We start from the raw sequence: 20,535 nt of genomic DNA, 5'->3' as shown, positions 1-20,535 counted from the left end.
GTTCCGTGCCGTCTCATTGATGCCATCCCCGCTCTCCAACGCTGCTGCCGCGGCATCGTCGGAGGGCAGGTTGCGCCGCGAAGGCGCACGGAACCCGAGAAACCGTTCGTCGTTCATCTGGCCGCATCAGGTGTCGCCACGACCTCGCTCATCAACGGGAAGACCATGGATCAGCTTTCTGGCTACGCGCACCGACCCTTTCCCTTCGTGATGCGCTATCTGCGCAAGCGCCCCACCGCCCACCTCGTGATTCTGATGGCCGTCATCGGTGCGGTTGCCTGTTCGGTAGGCACGCAATATGGCGTGAAATCGCTCGTCGACAGCCTCTCGGCAGGGCCTGCGGGCGGCGGCAACGTCTGGGCCGCGTTCGTGCTGCTGATGGCGCTGATCGCGACCGACAACATTCTTTGGCGTGTCGCCAGCTGGATCGCGAGCTTCACCTTCGTCCGTGTCACCGGAGATCTCCGGCGCGACATCTTCCGTCATCTCACCGGGCATTCGCCGAGCTATTTCGGCGACCGTCTGCCCGGCATGCTGTCGAGCCGCATCACGGCGACGTCGAACGCCGTGTTCACCGTGGAGAACATGTTCGTCTGGAACGTCTTGCCGCCATGCCTCGCCACGGTCGCGGCGATCTGCCTGATCGGAACCGTGAGCGGCCCGATGGCCATCGGCCTGCTGCTGATCGCGGCGATGATGGTGGCGGCGATGTTCCGTCTGGCGGCCGCCGGCAAGCCGCTGCATGACGATTTCGCCGACAAGGCGGCCATGGTCGACGGCGAGATGGTCGACGTGATCTCGAACATGCCGCTGGTGCGCGCGTTCTGCGGCCTGCGCCACGAGCACGACCGGTTCGACGCGACGGTCGACAGGGAGTTGGAGGCACGCGGGCGCAGTCTCCGCTACCTCGAGAAGCTGCGCATTCTGCACGCGACGGTGACGATCGTGCTGACGATCGCGCTCATGGCGTGGGCGATCTCGCTGTGGCAGCGGGGCGGGGCGACGACCGGCGACGTCGTGCTGGTCTGCACGCTCGGCCTCTGCATTCTCAACGCGACGCGGGATCTGGCGGTGGCGCTGGTCGATGTCACCCAGCACGTGGCGCGCATGAGCGAGGCGATCGCGACCCTGCTGCAGCCGCACGAGCTGCGCGATGACCCGCAGGCCGAGCCGCTGGTCAAGAGCGGTGCGGCCATCGCCTTCGACAACATCACCTTCCACTATCCTGGCGGTCACAAGCTGTTCGAGAATTTCACGCTGCGCCTGCAGCCGGGCCAGCGCGTGGGCCTGGTTGGACAGTCCGGCGGCGGCAAGTCGAGCCTGTTCACGCTGCTGCAACGGTTCTATGATCCGCAAGCCGGGCATATCACGATCGACGGCCAGGACATCGCCAAGGTCACCCAGCAGAGCCTGCGCGAGGCGATCTCGGTGGTTCCGCAGGACATCTCGCTGTTTCATCGCTCCATTCTGGAGAACATTCGCTACGGACGTCCGAGTGCGACCGACGACGAGGTGTTGCGGGCGGCGATCGCGGCGCGCTGCGACTTCGTCGAGACGCTGCCGGAGGGATTGCAGACAATGGTCGGGGATCGCGGCGTCAAGCTTTCGGGCGGGCAGCGCCAGCGCATCGCGATCGCGCGCGCCTTCCTCAAGGATGCGCCGATCCTTCTGCTCGACGAGGCCACCGCCGCGCTCGACAGCGAGTCCGAGGAGGCCATCCGTGAGGCGTTGAGTCGTCTGATGCGCGGCCGCACCGTCATTGCGATCGCGCATCGCCTTGCGACCTTGCGGAATTTTGACCGCGTGGTGGTGCTGAAATCGGGCAGGATCATCGAGGACGGCGCGCCTGACCGGCTGATGCAGGACGAGGGCCCGTATCGTGAGCTCGTCACCCAGGAGATGAACCGGCTCGCCAAGTTCGCCGCCTGATCGTAGCGTCGGGTCGCGTCGAGAACGTGCACTCTCGGTTGTCTGGGCACTTCAACATCGCATGAGGCCAACATGTCCGCCGAAGTCGCAAGCACACTGTCGTTGATCACCCAGACGGACGAGCCTGTCGAGCAGCCGTTCTATATTCCCATGACGGGGCCGGCGTCCCGGCCGCGGCGCTCGCTCAAGCACGACGATACGTTCATCGTCCTCGACGGCCATGGCGACATCGGCGCCTCGGCCGGCGGACCGGACGGTCTCTTCAACGCCGATACGCGCTATCTCGCGCGGCTCGAATTGACGCTGGACGACGTTCAGCCCCTGCTGCTCGGCTCGAGCCTGCGCGACGACAACTCCGCGCTGACCGTCGATCTCACCAATCCCGACATCTACAGCCAGGGCCGCCTGGTGCTGCCGAAGGATATGCTGCACATCGTGCGCACGATCTTTCTCTGGCATGGCACGGCCTATCAGCGCATCGGGCTGCAGAACCATGGCGATCGCCATGCCAGCTTCGATCTCAAGCTGACATTCGACAATGATTTTGCCGACCTTTTCGAGGTGCGAGGCACCGTGCGGCCGCGGCGCGGCATCGGCTCGAGCCGGCTGGTGGACCCGTCCGAGGTGGTCCTGCACTATCGCGGCCTGGACAATGTCCTGCGCACCACCGACGTGAGCTTCGATCCGCGTCCGACGCATCTCACCGTCAATGTCGCAACCTATCATTTCGACCTTGCCCCGCAGGAATCGGCCTCGCTGTTCGTGGCCGTGATGTGCAACGCCAAGGCCGGCGAGCGGCCCCGGCCCTTTTTCCGCAGCCTGCTCGCCCATCGCCGAGAGATGCGCCGATGCACCGTTGGCGCCGCCAGCATCGAGACCTCCAACGACATCCTCAACGAGGTGCTGTGCCAGGCAGCGGCCGATCTGAACATCCTGATGACGGATACGCCGGAGGGGCGTTATCCCTATGCCGGCATTCCCTGGTATTCGACCACATTCGGTCGCGACGGGCTGATCACCGCGATGCAGATGCTGTGGGTCGATCCGCGCATTGCCCGCGGCGTCCTGCGCCGGCTCGCCGTGCATCAGGCGCGCACGACCGATCCGCTGTCCGATGCCGAGCCCGGCAAGATCCTGCACGAGATGCGCGGCGGCGAGATGGCGGCGCTGCGTGAGGTGCCGTTCGGCTGCTATTATGGCAGCGTCGATTCCACGCCGCTGTTCGTGCTGCTCGCCGGGCTTTATATCGAGCGCACCGGCGACATCGACACCCTGAGGGAGTTATGGCCGGCGATCGAGCTGGCGTTGCGCTGGATCGACGGCCCCGGCGATCCCGATCGCGATGGCTTCGTGGAATATCAGCGCGCCTCCGAGCAGGGTCTCGCCAACCAGGGCTGGAAGGACTCCTACGACGCGGTGTTCCATGCCGATGGACGTCTCGCGGAAGGTTACATCGCGCTTGCGGAGGTGCAGGGCTATGTGTTTGCCGGCAAGCAGCTGGCGGCGCGTTGCGCCCGTCGGCTCGGAAAGGCCGAGATGGCGGACCGGCTCCAGGCCGAGGCCGCTGATCTCGCGGAACGGTTCGAGGACGCCTTCTGGTGCGAGGATCTGAACACCTATGCGCTCGCGCTCGACGGCCACAAGCAGCCCTGCCGCGTCCGGACGTCCAACGCCGGGCAGCTGCTGTTCAGCGGCATGGTGCGCGAGGATCGCGCCCGCAAGCTTGCCGCCGAACTGCTGCGGCCGCATTTCTTCTCGGGCTGGGGCATCCGCACCGTCGCCTGCGGCGAAGCGCGCTACAATCCGATGTCCTATCACGACGGATCGATCTGGCCGCACGACAATGCGCTGATTGCGCTCGGCCTGTCGCGCTATGGCCTCAAGCATGCGGTCGAGCAGGTGTTCGGCGGCCTGTTCGAAGCGGCGTCCTACATGGATCTGCGCCGGCTGCCGGAGCTGTTCTGCGGCTTCCGGCGCGAGAAGCATCGCGGCCCGACGCTCTATCCGGTGGCCTGCGCGCCGCAGGCCTGGGCCAGCGCGACGCCGTTCACCTTGCTCGAGGCGGCGCTCGGGCTCGAGTTCGACGCCGCGCGCGGCGAGATCCGTCTGCGCAATCCGCGGCTGCCCGCGTTCCTGGACTGGGTGGTGCTGCGCGATCTCAGGCTCGGCAGCTCGACGATCGACCTGCGCATTCGCCGCCATGGCGAGGACATCTCCATGGAGGTGCTGCGGCGGCGCGGTCAGATCCAGGTCTCGCTGGTGCTGGCGCAATGATGGCGTTGAAACCCGCTCTCCACCGAGCTGCTTGCGGCTGTCTCGTCACGCTGCCGTTGCTCATCGGTCCGTATGTCGGCGACGGGCATGCGCAGCAGCCGTCGCCGGCACCGCCTGCCAAGGATGCCGCGGCGCCCGCGAAGGAGCCGGCACCGCCGCCCTCGGTCACCATCCTCGGCGCGCGCGATGCGCATGGCGTGCTCGGTCGCGACGTGCGCAGCTCGACCGGCGAGGACATGGGCCACATCGTCGACGTCATCGTCGATTCCACCGGCACGGTGCGAGCCGCGGTGATCGATTTCGGCGGCTTCCTCGGTGTCGGCAGCCGCAAGATCGTGGTCGACTGGACCGCGCTCGACTTCAAGCACATCGCCGAGAAGAGCGACCAGGTCACGCTCGACCTCACCAAGGAGCAGGTGAAGGCCGCGCCCGAATACAAGGAGGACAAGGCCGTCGTCGTGCTCGGCGCGTCCGGCAAGCTGTCACCCTGGGATTTCGATCATTGAGTTGATGTGTGCGATTGCCGGTCCGGCCTGCGCGTGCAGCGGAACACGGTGGGGATGTTCTGTCCCGTCAGCCTCACGAGTTGAGATGAGTTGAGATGTGAGAGCCATGCCGATTGCACGGCCGTCGAGATCGCCTGACCGGGAGCCCGAGCCTGACGGCGCGGCAGAGGCGGGCGCGCGTCCGGATGCCGGGGAGGATCATGGCCAGACTTCAAGACCAGCGCCGTCGCGGCAGAGCCTGCACGGGCTGGATTGGTTCATCTTCTTCCTGGCCGACGTGCAGACCGGCTTCGGTCCCTTCATCGCGGTCTATCTGACGACGCAGAAATGGACGCAGGCGCAGATCGGCCTGGTGCTGTCGATCGGCGGCATCGTCGGGCTGATCGGGCAGATGCCGGGCGGCGCGATCATCGATGCGGCCAGATCCGAGCGCCGCGTCGCCGGCCTTGCCATCGCGGCCATCGGCGGCTGCGCGCTGGCCTATGCGGCTTGGCCGATCTTTCCCGTGGTCGCGGCTGCCGCAACGTTGCATGCGGCGGCGAGCTGCGTGCTGGGACCCGCGATCGCGGCGATCAGCCTCGGCCTGGTCGGGCCGCGCGGCATGGCGGAGCGGCTCGGCCGCAATGCGCGGTTCGCGTCGCTCGGCAATGGCGTGGCTGCGGCCGTGATGGGCACCTGCGGCTATCTGCTGTCCAGCCGCGCCGTGTTCCTGGTCACCTTCATTCTCGCCTTTCCGACGCTGATCGCGTTGTCGCGCATCCGCGAGCGCGAGATCGACGTCGCGCGGGCACACGGCCGGGCCCATCACGAGGACAAGGAGGTCGCGCGGCTGTCGAATCTGCTCGGCCTGCTGCGCCAGCGCGCGCTGCTCGTGTTCGCGCTCGGCGTGTTCCTGCTGCAGCTCGCCAATGCGGCGATGCTGCCGCTGATGGCCGGCGTGGTGACGACGAAATCGAGCGAATGGGCGCCGATGCTGATCGCGTTCTGCATCGTGGTGCCGCAGGCGATCGTGGCGCTGACCTCGCCCTCGGTCGGCGCGGTCGCGCAGCAATGGGGCCGCAGGCCGCTGCTGATGCTGGGGTTTGCGGCGCTCGCGATGCGCGGCGCGCTGTTCGCGGTCGTGCACGATCCCTACGTGCTGGTGGCGGTGCAGATCTTCGACGGCGTCACGGCGGCCGTGTTCGCCGTCATGATTCCGCTGACGGTGGCCGACGTCGCCTTCGGCAGCGGGCATTTCAATCTGGCGCAGGGAATCGTCGGGACGGCGTCCGGGATCGGCGGATCGCTGTCCACCGTCGTCGCCGGCTTCGCCAGCGACCGTTACGGCAGCGCCACCGCCTTCATGGGTCTGTCAGGCGTGGCGCTGACGGGTCTTCTCTTGATCGCGCTGCTGATGCCGGAGACCGGGCAGCGCGAGCGCAGGGCGTGAACGGGCAGGGCGCTCAGGCGTCCATGCTGCGCAGGCGCTGGCGGTTGCGCAGCACGATCTGGCGGGCACCGGAGAAGCCGAGAACGCCCTGGCTGTGCAACTGCGACAGCGCGCGCGACACGGTCTCCAGGGTCAGGCCGAGATAGTCGCCGATATCGCGGCGGCACATCGGCAGCGCCATCATGCCGGCGACGGCGAGGCGGCGGTCCATCTCGAGCAGGAAGGTCGCGACGCGCTCCATCGCGGTCTTGCGGCCCAGCAGCAGCATGTGGTCCTCGGCATGGCGGAGATCGCCGGCCGTCATGGTCCAGAGCTTGCGGGCGACCGCGACGTCGACGCCTGCTGCCTGTTCGAGGCTGCGGCGCTTCACCAGGCGCACGGTGGTATCGATGATGGCCTCGGCGGCGAGACGGTGCATGGAGCCGAATTCGAGGCCGAAAACGTCACCGGGAAGATGGAAGGCGCCGATCTGGCGGCGGCCGTCGGAGAGCAGCTTGTAGCTGCGAACGGCGCCGGAAATCACCTGGTAGACGTATTCGGCCGGCTCGTCCTCGCCATAGATCTCCTCGTCCTTCTTGTAGGAGAACTCGCTGGCGATGAGCCCGGCATGGCCGGTGATCTCGGCAAAGGGATTGGCGGCAGGAGAGACGACAGCAGAGGGGACGGCGTGGGGGGCGTTGGTGTTGACGACCGAATTGGTAATCGACTGATTGAGCATGACCATCTCCTTGCGGCGGATGGCGATGTGGTACACGGCGGCTCCCGTTAAGGACATTTCGGCCGTTATCTTAAGGGGGGTTCCTTACGTAGATATACGTAGCCGGCCCGCTCAGGAGACCCGCTGGGCGGTACCCGAATGGTCGTTGGCGATCGCCTTGCGGATCCGCTTCACCAGATTGTCGTCGAGCAACGGCTTGAGCAGGAAATCCTGGATCCCGACGGCCGCCGCGCGCGCCGCAAGCCGGTCATCGTAGTGCCCCGTGATCAGCACCACCGGCGCGGTCGCCCCCTGCTTGCGCAACCGTTCGGCGAGCTCGACGCCGTTGATCTCCGGCATCTTGTAGTCGACCACGAAGCAGTCGACGGGCGCGTGGTCCGAGGCCTTGAGCAGTGCGGTGCCGCTGCGAAACGTGCGCACGTCGAAGCCATCGGCCTCCAGCAGGAAGCGCAGCGAGCCGAGGACGTCAGCATCGTCGTCGGCTACGTAGACCGTAGGTTTTGTGTGAGCCGACATCGCACGTGCCGCGAGAATGTGATGTTGAACCGAGGCGCAAGATAACACTCGATTCTGTCAAGGTAGCTTGATCTAGCTCAATCCTTCAGCGCACCTGCGCGCATCGCCAGACGCACCAGCTCGGAGAGGCTGTTCGCTCCCATCTTGGTCATCACGTTGGCCCTGTAGACCTCGATGGTGCGCGGACTGATGTCGTATTCGCGCGCGATCAGCTTGTTGGAGAGACCGGCCATCAGTCCATCCATCACCTGGCGCTCCCGGGGGCTCAGGCTGGCGACGCGCGCCAGGATGTCCTGCGTGACCGATTCATTCTTCGCGGCCGGCTCGGCCTGCTGGATTGCCGTTTCGATCATGGCGACCAGTCGCTCGTCCTCGAACGGCTTCTCCAGAAAATCGACCGCGCCGAGCTTCATCGCCTCGACCGCGAGCGGCACGTCGCCATGGCCGGTCATCACCAGGATCGGAAAGCTGCTGCCGGCGGCCTTCATGCGCTTGAGCAGCTCGATGCCGTCGATGCCGGGCATCCGCACGTCCGAGACGACGCAGCCGAAAGGGAGCATCGGCAGTCGGCCGAGGAAGATCTCCGCGTTCTCGAACAGCGTGACGTCAAAGCCTGATGAATCGAGCAGGAAGTTGAGCGAATCCCGCATCGCCTCGTCGTCGTCGATCACATAGACCTTGGCCCGTTCAGCCATCGTGCTCAACCTTGGTTGGGGCTGCCGGCAGGGTGAAGCGGAACGTCGCGCCGCCCGCTTCGTTGTTCTCGGCCCACATGCGCCCGCCATGGGCCTCGATGATGGACCGGCTGATCGAGAGGCCGACTCCCATTCCGGTGTCCTTGGTGGTGAAGAAGGTCTTGAAGAGATTGGGCATGACGTCGTCGTGGAATCCCGTTCCGGTGTCGGATACCGAGACCTCGATCAAGTCGTCGCTGAGTCTGCAATTTGTCGCACTGAGCTCGCGGCGTTCGGAATGAGCCATCGCCTCGAGTCCATTGCGGAACAGATTGACCAGGACCTGCTGGATCTGGACCCGGTCGGCGAGCACGAGATCGGCCTCCGGATTGAGTTGAAAGCGCAACTGGACGTTCTGCTCGCGGGCGCCGGAAAGGCCGAGGGCGCCGGCTTCCTCGATCAGCTTCGACAGGCTCTCGACCCGCTTCTCCGATTCGCCGCGCGAGACGAAATCGCGCAGACGGCGGATGATCTGGCCGGCGCGAATTGCCTGCTCGGCGGCGCGGTCCATCGCGCTCTCGATCTTGGGCGTGTTCGGATCACTGCTGCCGGCCAGCAGCCGGCGCGAGCCTTTCATGTAATTGCTGATCGCGGCGAGCGGCTGGTTCAGCTCATGCGCCAGCGCCGAGGCCATCTCGCCCATGGCGCTGAGGCGCGACACGTGGACCAGTTCCGACTGCAGTTCCCGCAGCCGTGCCTGGGTCTGCTGATGCTCGGTGAGATCATGGGCGAAGCCGGTGAAATAGGGCTTGCCGCCGGACTGCATCTCGCCGATCGACAGATGCATCGGGAATGTCGTGCCGTCGCGGCGGCGGCCGGTCACGATGCGGCCGATGCCGATGATGCGGCGCTCGCGACTGGCATGGTAGCGGGTGAGGTAGCCGGCATGGCGCGAGCGGTCCGGCTCGGGCATCAATTCGCTGACGTCAAGGCCGACCGCTTCTGCCTCGGTGAGGCCGAACATCCGCTCCGCCGCGGAGCTGAAGAACTGGATCGTGCCGCTGCCGTCGATCACGATCATCGCGTCCGGCACGGTGTCCAGGATCGAGCGGAAATGCTGCTCGCGCAGCCGCAGCGTCTCCTCCAGCCGCTTCTCCTGGTCGATGTCGAGGGCGATGCCGCGCAGATGGTGCGGCGCGCCGGCCTCGTCGGGGACCACGCCGGCAAGCACGCGAATCCAGTGGCCGCCGCCGGACACCTTGAACGACATGTCGAACCCGGTGCTCCGATGGCGCGAATCCTCGATCGCCGCCTCGACCGGCGCGCGATCCTCGGGCGCGAGCAGCGCCAGGAAGGACCCGTAGGTCACCGGCTGATCGGCCGCCACGCCGAACAGCTTCCGCGTCGTCACCGACCAGTAGAACTCGCCCGAGGCCAGATCGAGATCCCACGCGCCGAAGCCCAGCCTCCGAGCGTCCTCGGGAGCGTCGTCGAGCCTGGCGGATGCATCCGGGAAGGGGTGGGTGAAGTCGCGCAATTCGAGGCCTTTGATCGATTCGCCGTTGTCCGATTCGCCGTTGCCGCCGCGGCCGGGAGGCCGACCACCGCGGTATCCTATACCAGATTGCGCCCCTGCAACCCGGCCCGACTTAAACTTTGGTTCGACAATTCAAGGCTTTCTCCGATCCTGGGCCGGGTTCCAACGGTGTCCTGCCGCCCGTGCTTCACCGCCGCACCTTGATCTATCTCATCACGGCAGGTGATTTCACCTCTAAGAGCTGCATGGAAGCAATGTTTGGAGAGGCGGGATGACGTTCGCGACTGTCATGGTGAGCCTTGCGCTCAGTCAGCCGAATGAGGCCCGCCTTCAGGTCGCGGCCGACTTGGCGGCGCGCTTTGACGCAGGTGTCATCGGCGTGGCGGCCGCGGAATTCGCGCCGCCGCTGTATTTCACGACCGGCGAGCAGGCGCAGGATCTGATCGAGCAGGGTGAGGCCGCGCTGCGGAATCGACTGGCCGAGCTCGAGCAGCAGTTCCGCACCGCAGTGGGTGACCGGGCTGCGTCGTTGAGCTGGCGCAGCGCCGTGGATTTCCCCGCGCGCTACGTGCTGGCGCAGGCCCGTGCCGCCGACATTCTCGTCACCGGCGGCGTGCCGCCCGGGGTGTCCGATGCGTTCGCGGTCGCCAATCCCAAGGATCTCGTCATGCAGGCCGGGCGCCCGCTGCTCGTGGTGCCGGACAACGTCAGCAGCCTCGATCTCGGGACCGTGCTGGTGGCCTGGAAGGAGACACCGGAGGCGCGCCGCGCTTTGACCGATGCCCTGCCGCTGCTCGCCAAGGCGAGCGGCGTCGTGGTCGCCGAGATCCCGGAAACCGCCTCGGAATATGACGCCTGCGCGGCGCATCTTGCGGACGTCGTCGCATGGCTCGGCCGTCACAAGATCGTCGCATCGGCGCGCGTCGCGGAACCGGGGCAGGGGCGCAACGTTGCGGCTACGCTCGACGCCGTCGCCGCCGATGTTTCGGCCGGTCTCGTCGTGGCGGGCGCCTATGGCCATTCCCGATTCCGCGAGCTCGTGCTCGGCGGGGTCACCGAGCATCTGATGACGCGCAGCGAGCGTTGCGTTCTGCTGTCGCACTGAAATTCGACCCGCTCCATTCGAGAACAGGATTGCCGCCTTGTACAGATTTCTCGAGGAAACCGCCGGCAACTACATGACGCGGAACGTCACGACCGTGACCCGGGAGACGACGATCCGCGAGCTCGGCGAGATGTTCGACCGCGACGATTTCAACACCTACCCCGTCGTCGAGAACGACGAGGTGATCGGCATCGTCACCAAGTTCGACGTGCTGAAATGCTTTGCCTTTACGCCGAATCAGATGCTGCCGCGCTACAGCGACCTGATGAACCGGACGGTCGCCGACGTGATGACGTCCGAGTTCATCTACGTCAGGCCGGATACGAAGCTGACGCGCGTGCTGCAACTGATGGTCGAGCATCGCATCCGCAGCCTTCCCGTGACCGATGCCGACAACCGCGTGGTCGGGATCGTGGCGCGCGAGGACATCGTGCGAGCGCTGGCGGCTGCCGCCAAGGATTGAGCGCGGCGCGCTGAGTCCGAAGCCTGCTACGAACGTCTAATGACGGCCGGCATGCATCGCTGCATGCCGGCCGTCGCCGTGTCTGCGAGCGAAACCGCGTCGTCGTGCAACACTCTGCCTGTTTACCGGCGAACTGGTCGCAAAGTTGATTTCGATCAATTCCACGTGTGAACGATTGTGGTTGCTGGGCTCGTGTTCTTTCAGCGAGATTCCGCATGAGCGCGTCCTCATCCACAAAATCCATGACCATCGGCGAAAGTGGCTTGTCGCTCACTTTTGCCGTCACCGCCTTCCTGTGCGTCTTCGCTGCGGCGAAGGCACTGGATACGGCCTTCGCGTTCCACGCCTCGCTCGCGGCTGCCGCCAGCGCGGCGTCCGTCTTCTTCATCCTCAACCGCTACTTCGAGCGCCGCGAGCTGCCTCCGCAGGAGATCAATGGTCGGCCGAACTACAATCTCGGTCCGATCAAGTTCGCCTCGTTCATGTCGATGTTCTGGGGCATCGCCGGCTTCACGGTCGGCCTCATCATCGCCTCGCAACTGGCCTGGCCCGCGCTGAACTTCGACCTGCCATGGACCAGCTTCGGCCGCCTGCGGCCGCTGCATACCTCGGCGGTGATCTTCGCCTTCGGCGGCAACGTGCTGCTGGCGACGTCGTTCTACGTCGTGCAGCGGACCTGCCGCGTGCGTCTCGCCGGTGATCTCGCGCCCTGGTTCGTGGTGATCGGCTACAACTTCTTCATCCTGATCGCGGGCACGGGCTATCTGCTCGGTGTCACCGAGGGCAAGGAGTACGCCGAGCCCGAATGGTACTCGGATCTTTGGCTGACGATCGTCTGGGTGGTCTACCTGCTGGTCTTCCTGACGACGATCATCAAGCGCAAGGAGCCGCACATCTTCGTGGCGAACTGGTTCTATCTTGCCTTCATCGTCACGATCGCGGTTCTGCACCTCGGCAACAATCCGGCGCTTCCGGTGTCGCTGTTCGGCTCCAAGTCCTACATCGCCTGGGGTGGCGTGCAGGATGCGATGTTCCAGTGGTGGTACGGCCACAACGCGGTCGGCTTCTTCCTGACCGCCGGCTTCCTGGCCATCATGTACTACTTCATCCCGAAGCGGGCTGAGCGTCCGATCTACTCGTATCGGCTGTCGATCATCCACTTCTGGGCGCTGATCTTCCTCTACATCTGGGCCGGCCCGCACCATCTGCACTATACGGCGCTGCCGGACTGGACGCAGACCCTGGGCATGACCTTCTCGATCATGCTGTGGATGCCCTCCTGGGGCGGCATGATCAACGGCCTGATGACCCTGTCGGGAGCGTGGGACAAGCTGCGGACGGACCCCGTGCTGCGCATGCTGGTCGTCTCGGTCGCCTTCTACGGCATGTCGACCTTCGAAGGTCCGATGATGTCGATCAAGGTGGTCAACTCGCTCAGCCACTACACCGACTGGACCATCGGTCACGTGCACTCCGGTGCGCTCGGCTGGGTCGGCTTCGTCTCCTTCGGCGCGCTGTACTGCCTGGTGCCGTGGATCTGGAACCGCAAGGGTCTCTATAGCCTCAAGCTCGTGAACTGGCACTTCTGGACGGCCACGCTGGGCATCGTGCTCTACATCTCCGCGATGTGGGTCTCGGGCATCCTGCAGGGTCTGATGTGGCGGTCCTACACGGCGCTCGGCTTCCTCGAATACTCGTTCATCGAGACCGTCGAGGCGATGCACCCCTTCTACATCATCCGTGCCGCCGGTGGCGCGCTGTTCCTGATCGGCTCACTCATCATGGCCTACAATCTCTGGATGACGGTCCGTGTCGGTGAGGAAGAAGTTCAGTCGCCCGTCGCCCTTCAGCCGGCGGAGTGAGGTATCAACCATGTCTTTCTGGCAACGACACCAAGTCTTCGAGAAGAACTCGATCATCCTGGTCATCGGCATCCTGCTGGTGATCGCGATCGGCGGCCTCGTCGAGATCACTCCGCTCTTCTACCTGAAGAGCACGATCGAGGCGGTCGACGGCGTGCGTCCCTATACGCCGCTCGAGCTGGCCGGCCGCAACATCTACGTCCGCGAGGGCTGCTATCTCTGCCATTCGCAGATGGTTCGTCCGCTGCGCGACGAAGTGGAACGCTACGGCCACTTCTCGCTCGCCGCGGAGAGCATGTACGACCATCCGTTCCAGTGGGGCTCCAAGCGTACGGGTCCTGACCTCGCCCGCGTCGGCAACAAGTACTCCGACGACTGGCATGTCACCCACCTGACCAACCCGCGCGCCATCGTCCCGCAATCGATCATGCCCGGCTATCCCTTCCTGAAGGAGGCCGAGCTGAACGCCGACAACGTCGCCGATCACCTGAAGACGCTGCGGGCGGTGGGTGTGCCCTACACCGACGACCAGATCGCCAACGCCGCCGCCGACCTCAAGGCGCAGGTCGATCCGGATGGTGCCGGTGCCGAGGCGCTCACCAAACGCTATCCGAAGGCGGTGGTGCGCAACTTCGACGGCAAGGCGGGTGCGCCGACCGAGATGGATGCGCTGGTAGCGTACCTGCAAATGCTCGGCACCTTGGTCGACTTCAAGATCTACAACGAAAAAGCCAATCTGCGCTGAGATCAGAGGCGAACATCATGAAGCCCATCATTGCAGTCGAAAACATCGCGTCGTCACTCGTGACGACGCTGTGGACCCCGATCTTCGTCGCGATCTTCATCGCGATCGTGACCTATGCCCTCTGGCCTCGCAACAAGGCCGCTTTCGACGAGGCGGCGAGCATGCCGTTGCGGGAGGATTAATTCATCATGGCTGACCATACCGAAGTCGACAGTGTCTCCGGCACCCCCACCACCGGCCACGCCTGGGACGGCATCAAGGAGCTCAACACCCCGCTGCCGCGGTGGTGGGTGATCACCTTCTACATCACCATCGTCTGGGCGATCGGCTACTGGATCGTGTATCCGGCCTGGCCGACCATCTCCAGCAACACTCAGGGCCTGTTCGGCTACTCGTCCCGTGCGGACGTGGGGGTCGAGCTTGCCAATCTCGAGAAGATCCGCGGCGCCAAGATGGCGGCGCTCGCGACCGCCTCGCTCGCCGACATCGAGAAGGATCCGGCGATGCTGGCCCTGGCGCGTGCCAAGGGCAAGACCGTGTTCGGCGACAACTGCGCCGCCTGCCACGGGACCGGCGCGGCCGGCGCCAAGGGCTTCCCGAACCTGAACGACGACGACTGGCTGTGGGGCGGCTCGCTGGAGCAGATCCAGCAGACCCTGCTGTACGGCGTGCGCTCGGGTCACCCGAAGACGCGCGAGGGCCAGATGCTCGCCTTCGGCAAGGACGGTGTCCTGAAGCCGGCGGAGATCGTCACGGTCGCCAACTACGTCCGCGAGCTGGCGGGCCTGCCGACCCGGCCGGGTTATGACGCCAAGGCCGGCGCCAAGGTCTTCGCCGAGAACTGCGTGGCCTGCCATGGCGACAACGCCAAGGGCAATCCGGAGCTCGGCGCGCCGAACCTCACGGACAAGATCTGGCTGTACGGCTCCGACGAGGCGACCTTGATCGAGACCATCACCAATGGTCGCGCCGGTGTCATGCCGGCCTGGGAGGGCCGTCTCGACCCGACCACGATCAAGGCGATGGCGGTCTATGTCCACTCGCTCGGTGGCGGAAAGTAACGGAAATCCAACGGAACTTTCCCTTCGATTGAGCTGGATCAACTGAGCGGCCGGAGGTGGACATACCTTCGGCCGCAACTGCGAGAAGACCCCCAGCCATGATCCGCCAGCCATGAACCAGACGGTAAGACCGGACGACCTGAAGCCTCAGGACCTGCAGCCCGTGGACGATTACGGTCCGCTCTATGCTGCGCACAAGAAGGTCTATCCGCAGAGCGTCTCGGGCACTTTCCGCCGGATCAAATGGGGCCTGATGGGCTTCTGCCTCGGCGTCTATTATTTCCTGCCGTTCGTGCGCTGGAATCGCGGCCTCGGCGCGCCCGACCAGGCGGTGCTGATCGACTTCTCGAACCACCGCTTCTATTTCTTCTTCATCGAGCTGTGGCCGCAGGAGGTGTACTACTTCACCGGCCTCCTGATCATCGCCGCCATCGGCCTGTTCCTGATGAACGCGATCGGCGGCCGTATCTGGTGCGGCTATCTGTGCCCTCAGACGGTGTGGACCGACCTGTTCTATGCCGTCGAGCGCCTGATCGAGGGTGACCGGCGGGAGCGCATGAAGAAGGATGCCTCCGGCGACCCGATGAAGCTGGAGCGGATTTCGGAGCTCGTGCTCAAGCATTCGATCTGGCTGATGATCGCGTGGTGGACCGGCGGCGCCTGGGTGCTGTATTTCAGCGATGCGCCGACGCTCGTGAAGGATCTCATCACCTTCCAGGGGCCGATGCTCGCCTATGTCTGGATCGCGATCCTGACCGCGACGACCTACACGCTCGCCGGCTTCATGCGCGAGCAGGTCTGCGTTTATATGTGCCCGTGGCCGCGCATCCAGGCGGCGCTGACCGACGAATGGGCGCTCAACGTCACCTACCGCTATGACCGCGGCGAGAGCCGCATGTCGGTCAAGAAGGCCGCCGAATTGCGCGCGCTCGGCCAGCCGGCCGGCGACTGCATCGATTGCAAGCAATGCGTGGCGGTGTGCCCGACCGGCATCGACATCCGCGACGGCGCCCAGATGGATTGCATCCAGTGCGGCCTCTGCATCGACGCCTGCGATACCGTCATGACCAAGATCGGCCGCCCGACGCGGCTGATCGGCTATGACAACGACATCAACATCCATCGTCGACAGGAAGGCAAGCCGCCGATCTACAAGCTCGTGCGCCCGCGGACCATCGTCTATGCCGCGATCATCGCCGTGGTCGGCGGCGCCATGGTCTACAAGCTCGCGACCCGGTCGCTGCTCGAGGTTAACGTGCTGCACGATCGCAATCCGATCGCGATCAAGCTGTCCGACGGCTCGATCCGCAATGCCTATACGGTGCGCGTCCTCAACAAGCACGGCTTCGATCGCGTCATCGCCATCGACATCGAGGGGCCTGCCAATTCGACCGTCCACGTCGTCGGTGCGGATTCGGTGACGCCGGACCGGCCGATGATCGTGATCGGGCGCGACCAGACCGAGGAGCTGCGCCTCCTGGTGACCGCTCCCGAGGAGAACAATCCCGCGAAGTCCATCCCAGTGAAGTTCCATGTGACGGATATCGGTCTCGGCGTCGTCGCCTCCGCCACCGACAATTTCGTCAGCCCGTAGAGCTAAGGAGCCTGTCAATGGCCAGCCGTTCCAATCCTTCTTTCCAGCTGACCGGAGGCATGGTGCTCGCGATGCTCCTCGCCTTCTTCGGGACCGTGATCGGCGTCAACGTCTACATGATGAAGATGGCGATCTCGACCCTGCCGGGCACCGAGGTCGACAGCGCCTACAGCGCCAGCCTCGGCTACGAGAAGGAGATCGCGGCGGCGCGCGCCCAGGAGGCGCGGCGGTGGCAGGTCGAGGCGCATATCGAGCGTGGCGCCGGCGGCGCCGCCATCCTGCAGGTCAACGCGCGCGACGCGAGCGGCAATCCCGTCTCGGGCCTGACCTTCCAGGGCCGGCTCGAGCGTCCCGCCGACAAGCGCGCCGATCAGGACGTCGCCCTCGCCGAGGTCGGCATCGGCATCTATCGCGGCACGGCGGAGGCGATCGCGCCGGGCCAGTGGGACCTCGTGCTCGAAGGTGATTCCAGCGGCCGCCGCCTGTTCATGTCGAAGAACCGCGTGCTGCTGAACTGAAGGGACTTCCGATCATGCATGTGACGCGTGACTTCTCCCATTACGTCAAGGATCTCGGCGCCGGCCTGAAGCACATCGACCTCGCGGTCGAGGGTGTCAGCTGCGCCGGCTGCATGGCCAAGATCGAGCGCGGCCTCTCGGCACTGCCCGACGTGACGCTCGCGCGGGTCAACCTGACCGACCGCCGCGTCGCGCTGGAATGGAAGCAGGGCACGCTCGATCCGGCCAAGTTCATCGACCGCCTCGCCGAGCTCGGCTACAAGGCCTATCCGTTCGAGAAGGCAAGCGCCGAGGCCAACGAGGCCGAGGAATCGCGCTTCCTGCTGCGCTGTCTCGGCGTCGCCGCGTTCGCGACCATGAACGTGATGATGCTGTCGATCCCGGTGTGGTCCGGCAATGTCAGCGACATGCTGCCGGAGCAGCGCGACTTCTTCCACTGGCTGTCGGCCGTCATCGCATTGCCGGCCGCGGCCTATGCCGGCCAGCCGTTCTTCCGTTCGGCATGGCGCGCGCTCAAGAGCGGCAACGTCAACATGGACGTGCCGATCTGCATCGGCGTGATCCTGGCGCTGGGCATGTCGGTCGTCGAGACCTTCCACCACGCCGAGCACGCCTATTTCGACGCCGCGATCATGCTGCTGACCTTCCTGCTGGTCGGCCGCTATCTCGACCAGAACATGCGGCGGCGGACTCGCGCCGTCGCCGGCAATCTGGCCGCGCTGAAGGCGGAGACCGCGACCAAGTTCATCGGCCCCGACGAGATTTCGGAGGTACCGGTCGCCGCCGTTCGCGCCGGCGATCTCGTGCTGCTGCGGCCCGGCGAGCGCTGCGCTGTCGACGGCGTCGTGGTCGAGGGCCGCTCCGAGATCGACCAGAGCCTGATCACCGGCGAGACGCTGTACGTGCCGGCCGAGCAGGGCACCGCGGTCTATGCCGGTTCGCTCAACATTTCCGGCACGCTGCGCGTCCGGGTGTCGGCCGCGGCCGAGGGCACCTTGCTCGCCGAGATCACGCGCCTGCTCGACAACGCGCTGCAGGCCCGCTCGCGCTACATGCGCCTCGCCGACCGCGCCTCGCGGCTGTATGCGCCGGTGGTGCATGCGACCGCTGCGCTCACCGTGCTCGGCTGGGTGCTGATGGGCGCGAGCTGGCACGACGCCATCGTCACCGGCATCGCCGTGCTGATCATCACCTGCCCCTGCGCCCTCGGGCTCGCGATTCCGACCGTGCAGACCGTGGCGTCGGGCGCGATGTTCAAGTCCGGCGTGCTGCTCAATGCGGGCGATGCGATCGAGCGCCTCGCCGAGGCCGATCACGTCATCTTCGACAAGACCGGTACCTTGACGCTGCCGGAGCTCGAGGTCGTCAACGCCGCCGACATCCCTGCAGATGTGTTCGCGCTGGCCGGCCAGCTCGCGCTGTCGAGCCATCATCCGGTGGCCGCGGCGGTGGCCCAGGCCGCCAATGCGCGGTCGCCGCTGATGGGCGCGGTCGAGGAGCCGGGCCAGGGTGTCCGCGCCGTCGTCGACGGCGTCGAGATCAGGCTGGGACGTCCAACCTTCTGCGGCGCCGAGGCGCTGGTTGCGCAGACCGGCAGCGTTGATCCCGAGGCCTCGGTGGTGGCCTTCAGCCGCGGCGACAGCAAGTACCTGTTCTCGGTGCGCCAGGGCTTGCGCCCCGACGCCGCCAAGATCGTCGCCGGCCTGCAGCGGCGCGGCATCAAGGTCGAGATCCTCTCGGGCGATCGCGAGGCGGCCGTGGCTGCGGCCGCCAAGGCGCTCGGCATCGTCGAGTGGCGCGCCGGCGTCACGCCGGCCGACAAGATCGCGCGCATCGAGGAGCTGAAGCGCGCGGGCGTCAAGGTCATGATGGTCGGCGACGGCATGAACGACGCGCCGTCGCTCGCCGCCGCGCACGTCTCGATGTCGCCGATCTCGGCCGCGCATCTGAGCCAGGCCACCGCCGATCTCGTCTTCCTCGGTCGTCCCCTGGCGCCGGTGCTGGCCGCGATCGACTACGCGCGCAAGGCGCTGCATCTGATGCGGCAGAATCTGTGGCTCGCAGTCGGCTATAACGCCCTGGCGGTGCCGCTTGCGATCAGCGGCGTCGTCACCCCGCTGATCGCGGCAGCCGCGATGTCCGGCTCGTCGATCATCGTCATGCTGAATGCGCTGCGTGCCCGCAAGGTGGCCGGGGAGGTCGCGTCATGGAAGTGATGATCATTCTCGTCCCGCTCGCTCTGGCGCTCGGCCTTGCCGGCCTGGTCGGCTTTCTCTGGTCGCTGAAGAGCGGCCAGTATGAGGATCTCGAAGGGGCGGCCTGGCGCGCCATCGCCGACGACGATGAGCAGGCCCCGCCGGCTCAGCCCGAGGCCGCGCCGAGCCGGTCCTGAACGCCTGGCAGCGTCATCCGACGCGCCAGGTATCCCGCGACCGCGAGCGCGGCGGCGATGCCTGCCACGCAAGCCGTCCAGCCGAACCGGTCGAACAACTGGCCGAGCACGGCCGTTCCGATGATGCCGCCGGCGAAATAGCTGGCGAGGTAAAGACCGCTTGCAACGCCCTGATCGTGGGCGGCGGTCTTTCCGACGAAACCTGTGGTCACGGCCTGGGCGAAGAACGTGCCCGCTCCGACCAGCACCATGCCGGCGAGCACCGCCCCGAGCTGTGACGACAGCATCAGGACGAGGCCGAGGCCTGCGGTTGCGAGTGCGCCCCAGATCGCGCCCTGTGTGCCAATCCTTGCGACCGTCCGGCCGGCGAGCAGCGTGGTGACGATCGAGGGCAGGAAGACGAAATACACCAGTCCGACCTCCATCATGCCGAGCGACAGCGGCGGTCGCACCAGCACGAAGTTCACGAAGGTGAAGGCGCCGATGAAGGCGAACAGGACGCAGAAGCCGACGCCGAAGGCCGCGCGCAGCCGGCGGTCGCGCAGGTGATCGGCGATGGCCCCGCCGCGCAGCCGCATCGTTCCCTGCGCACGCATGGCCGCGCCTCCGACCGCGAATGCGGCGAGAAGGGCGCCGCAGACATTGAGCGCGGCGAAGACGTAGAAGGTCGGCTTGAGGCCCAGGGCACCGGTGAGACCGGCCGAGAGCAGGCGCCCGACCAGATTGCTGGCGACGTTGCCGGTGATATAGGCCGCGAAGGCGCCGCCGGCCTCGCTGGCGGTGCACTGCTCGCCGAGATAGGCAAGGGTGAGGGCGAACGCCGAGGCCATGCACAGGCCCTGCAGGATGCGCAAGCCTGCGAACACCGTCAGGTCGGGCGCGCTGCCGAGCAAGGCGGTGAAGCCGGCGAGCAGGGCAAGGCTGGCGACGATGCCGATCCGGCGATCGATCAGCGGGCTGAGCAGGCCGATGACCAGGCTCGCGATCGCCATTCCCAGCGTGCAGGCGTTGACGGCAAGCCCCATCTCGGCCGCGCTGACCTGATAGTAGCGCGCGAGGACCGGCAGCATCGCCTGCGCCGCGAACAGATCGACGAGGCTGAAAAAGGCGAGCAGGCCGACCAGGACCGCGCGCCGCGCCGCCCTTCGTGCATTCACATCGGCGGCTCCAATCGGCAACCGTGCGGACAGATCCGTCATGGCAATCTCCTCG

19 protein-coding genes are annotated in these 20,535 nt (G+C 66.0%); 14 read left to right on the top strand and 5 right to left on the bottom strand.

What is annotated here, in order from left to right; genetic code table 11:
* The first annotated feature begins 165 nt into the window (after window positions 1-165).
* The 4 genes from QX048_RS16565 to QX048_RS16550 all read left to right on the top strand — a co-directional run bounded on the left by QX048_RS16565 (window position 166) and on the right by QX048_RS16550 (window position 6,138).
* Window positions 166-1,929 carry an ABC transporter ATP-binding protein gene (locus QX048_RS16565; protein ID WP_315754206.1) on the top strand — a complete coding sequence of 588 codons (1,764 nt, stop codon included), beginning with the start codon at window positions 166-168 and terminating at the stop codon, window positions 1,927-1,929.
* Window positions 1,930-2,001: 72 nt separating this feature from the next.
* Window positions 2,002-4,203 carry an amylo-alpha-1,6-glucosidase gene (locus tag QX048_RS16560; RefSeq protein WP_315754204.1) on the top strand — a complete coding sequence of 734 codons (2,202 nt, stop codon included), beginning with the start codon at window positions 2,002-2,004 and terminating at the stop codon, window positions 4,201-4,203.
* Window positions 4,200-4,709: a PRC-barrel domain-containing protein gene (locus QX048_RS16555; protein WP_315715695.1), complete on the top strand. Its 510-nt coding sequence runs from the start codon at window positions 4,200-4,202 to the stop codon at window positions 4,707-4,709. Before QX048_RS16560 ends, QX048_RS16555 begins: the two co-directional genes overlap by 4 nt.
* A gap of 106 nt (window positions 4,710-4,815) precedes the next feature.
* Window positions 4,816-6,138 carry an MFS transporter gene (locus QX048_RS16550; RefSeq protein ID WP_316191792.1) on the top strand — a complete coding sequence of 441 codons (1,323 nt, stop codon included), beginning with the start codon at window positions 4,816-4,818 and terminating at the stop codon, window positions 6,136-6,138.
* A 13-nt stretch (window positions 6,139-6,151) separates the two neighbouring features.
* Here QX048_RS16550 and QX048_RS16545 read toward each other — a convergent pair whose 3' ends face one another.
* From QX048_RS16545 to fixL, 4 genes are all read right to left on the bottom strand, one after another.
* Window positions 6,152-6,856 carry a helix-turn-helix domain-containing protein gene (locus QX048_RS16545; protein WP_316186886.1) on the bottom strand — a complete coding sequence of 235 codons (705 nt, stop codon included), beginning with the start codon at window positions 6,854-6,856 and terminating at the stop codon, window positions 6,152-6,154.
* 111 nt (window positions 6,857-6,967) lie between these two features.
* A complete protein-coding gene (locus QX048_RS16540; protein WP_315715697.1) occupies window positions 6,968-7,372 on the bottom strand; it encodes a response regulator in 405 nt (134 codons plus the stop codon).
* A gap of 77 nt (window positions 7,373-7,449) precedes the next feature.
* A complete protein-coding gene (gene fixJ / locus QX048_RS16535) occupies window positions 7,450-8,067 on the bottom strand; it encodes a response regulator FixJ (RefSeq protein ID WP_316186865.1) in 618 nt (205 codons plus the stop codon).
* On the bottom strand, window positions 8,060-9,583 hold the full coding sequence (fixL, locus tag QX048_RS16530; RefSeq protein ID WP_409977926.1) for a sensor protein FixL: 1,524 nt from the start codon (window positions 9,581-9,583) through the stop codon (window positions 8,060-8,062). Before fixL ends, fixJ begins: the two co-directional genes overlap by 8 nt.
* 271 nt (window positions 9,584-9,854) lie before the next feature.
* Between fixL and QX048_RS16525 the strand changes: the two genes are divergently transcribed.
* The 10 genes from QX048_RS16525 to ccoS all read left to right on the top strand — a co-directional run bounded on the left by QX048_RS16525 (window position 9,855) and on the right by ccoS (window position 19,323).
* Window positions 9,855-10,688 carry a universal stress protein gene (locus QX048_RS16525; RefSeq protein ID WP_315754197.1) on the top strand — a complete coding sequence of 278 codons (834 nt, stop codon included), beginning with the start codon at window positions 9,855-9,857 and terminating at the stop codon, window positions 10,686-10,688.
* Between the two features lie 37 nt (window positions 10,689-10,725).
* Window positions 10,726-11,151, top strand: a complete 426-nt coding sequence (locus QX048_RS16520) for an HPP family protein (RefSeq protein ID WP_315715700.1) — start codon at window positions 10,726-10,728, stop codon at window positions 11,149-11,151.
* Between the two features lie 215 nt (window positions 11,152-11,366).
* Window positions 11,367-13,013 carry a cytochrome-c oxidase, cbb3-type subunit I gene (gene ccoN / locus QX048_RS16515; RefSeq protein WP_315715701.1) on the top strand — a complete coding sequence of 549 codons (1,647 nt, stop codon included), beginning with the start codon at window positions 11,367-11,369 and terminating at the stop codon, window positions 13,011-13,013.
* A 10-nt stretch (window positions 13,014-13,023) separates the two neighbouring features.
* On the top strand, window positions 13,024-13,758 hold the full coding sequence (gene ccoO / locus QX048_RS16510; protein ID WP_316170621.1) for a cytochrome-c oxidase, cbb3-type subunit II: 735 nt from the start codon (window positions 13,024-13,026) through the stop codon (window positions 13,756-13,758).
* Between the two features lie 17 nt (window positions 13,759-13,775).
* On the top strand, window positions 13,776-13,940 hold the full coding sequence (locus QX048_RS16505) for a cbb3-type cytochrome c oxidase subunit 3 (RefSeq protein ID WP_315715702.1): 165 nt from the start codon (window positions 13,776-13,778) through the stop codon (window positions 13,938-13,940).
* A 6-nt stretch (window positions 13,941-13,946) separates the two neighbouring features.
* Entirely contained in the window at window positions 13,947-14,819 is an 873-nt protein-coding gene (gene ccoP / locus QX048_RS16500; RefSeq protein ID WP_316164330.1) for a cytochrome-c oxidase, cbb3-type subunit III, read from the top strand.
* Between the two features lie 112 nt (window positions 14,820-14,931).
* Window positions 14,932-16,413 (top strand): cytochrome c oxidase accessory protein CcoG, encoded by a 1,482-nt coding sequence (ccoG, locus tag QX048_RS16495; RefSeq protein WP_316164331.1) that lies wholly within the window; start codon window positions 14,932-14,934, stop codon window positions 16,411-16,413.
* A gap of 17 nt (window positions 16,414-16,430) precedes the next feature.
* The gene (locus tag QX048_RS16490; RefSeq protein WP_315826421.1) at window positions 16,431-16,931 is read left to right on the top strand and encodes a FixH family protein; all 501 of its coding nucleotides are present in this window, start codon (window positions 16,431-16,433) and stop codon (window positions 16,929-16,931) included.
* Between the two features lie 14 nt (window positions 16,932-16,945).
* The gene (locus QX048_RS16485; RefSeq protein WP_316200515.1) at window positions 16,946-19,147 is read left to right on the top strand and encodes a cation-translocating P-type ATPase; all 2,202 of its coding nucleotides are present in this window, start codon (window positions 16,946-16,948) and stop codon (window positions 19,145-19,147) included.
* Window positions 19,138-19,323 (top strand): cbb3-type cytochrome oxidase assembly protein CcoS, encoded by a 186-nt coding sequence (gene ccoS, locus QX048_RS16480; protein ID WP_315715707.1) that lies wholly within the window; start codon window positions 19,138-19,140, stop codon window positions 19,321-19,323. Before QX048_RS16485 ends, ccoS begins: the two co-directional genes overlap by 10 nt.
* Here ccoS and QX048_RS16475 read toward each other — a convergent pair.
* Window positions 19,293-20,522: an MFS transporter gene (locus QX048_RS16475; RefSeq protein ID WP_315715709.1), complete on the bottom strand. Its 1,230-nt coding sequence runs from the start codon at window positions 20,520-20,522 to the stop codon at window positions 19,293-19,295. The two genes, ccoS and QX048_RS16475, sit on opposite strands and share 31 nt — an antisense overlap.
* Between the last annotated feature and the right edge of the window lie 13 nt (window positions 20,523-20,535).

The organism is Bradyrhizobium sp. SZCCHNS30572 (genome assembly GCF_032484415.1).
Taxonomy (GTDB): Bacteria; Pseudomonadota; Alphaproteobacteria; order Rhizobiales; family Xanthobacteraceae; genus Bradyrhizobium.
Note: the sequence above shows the minus strand (reverse complement) of the source record. Positions and strands in the feature narration are given on the sequence as shown.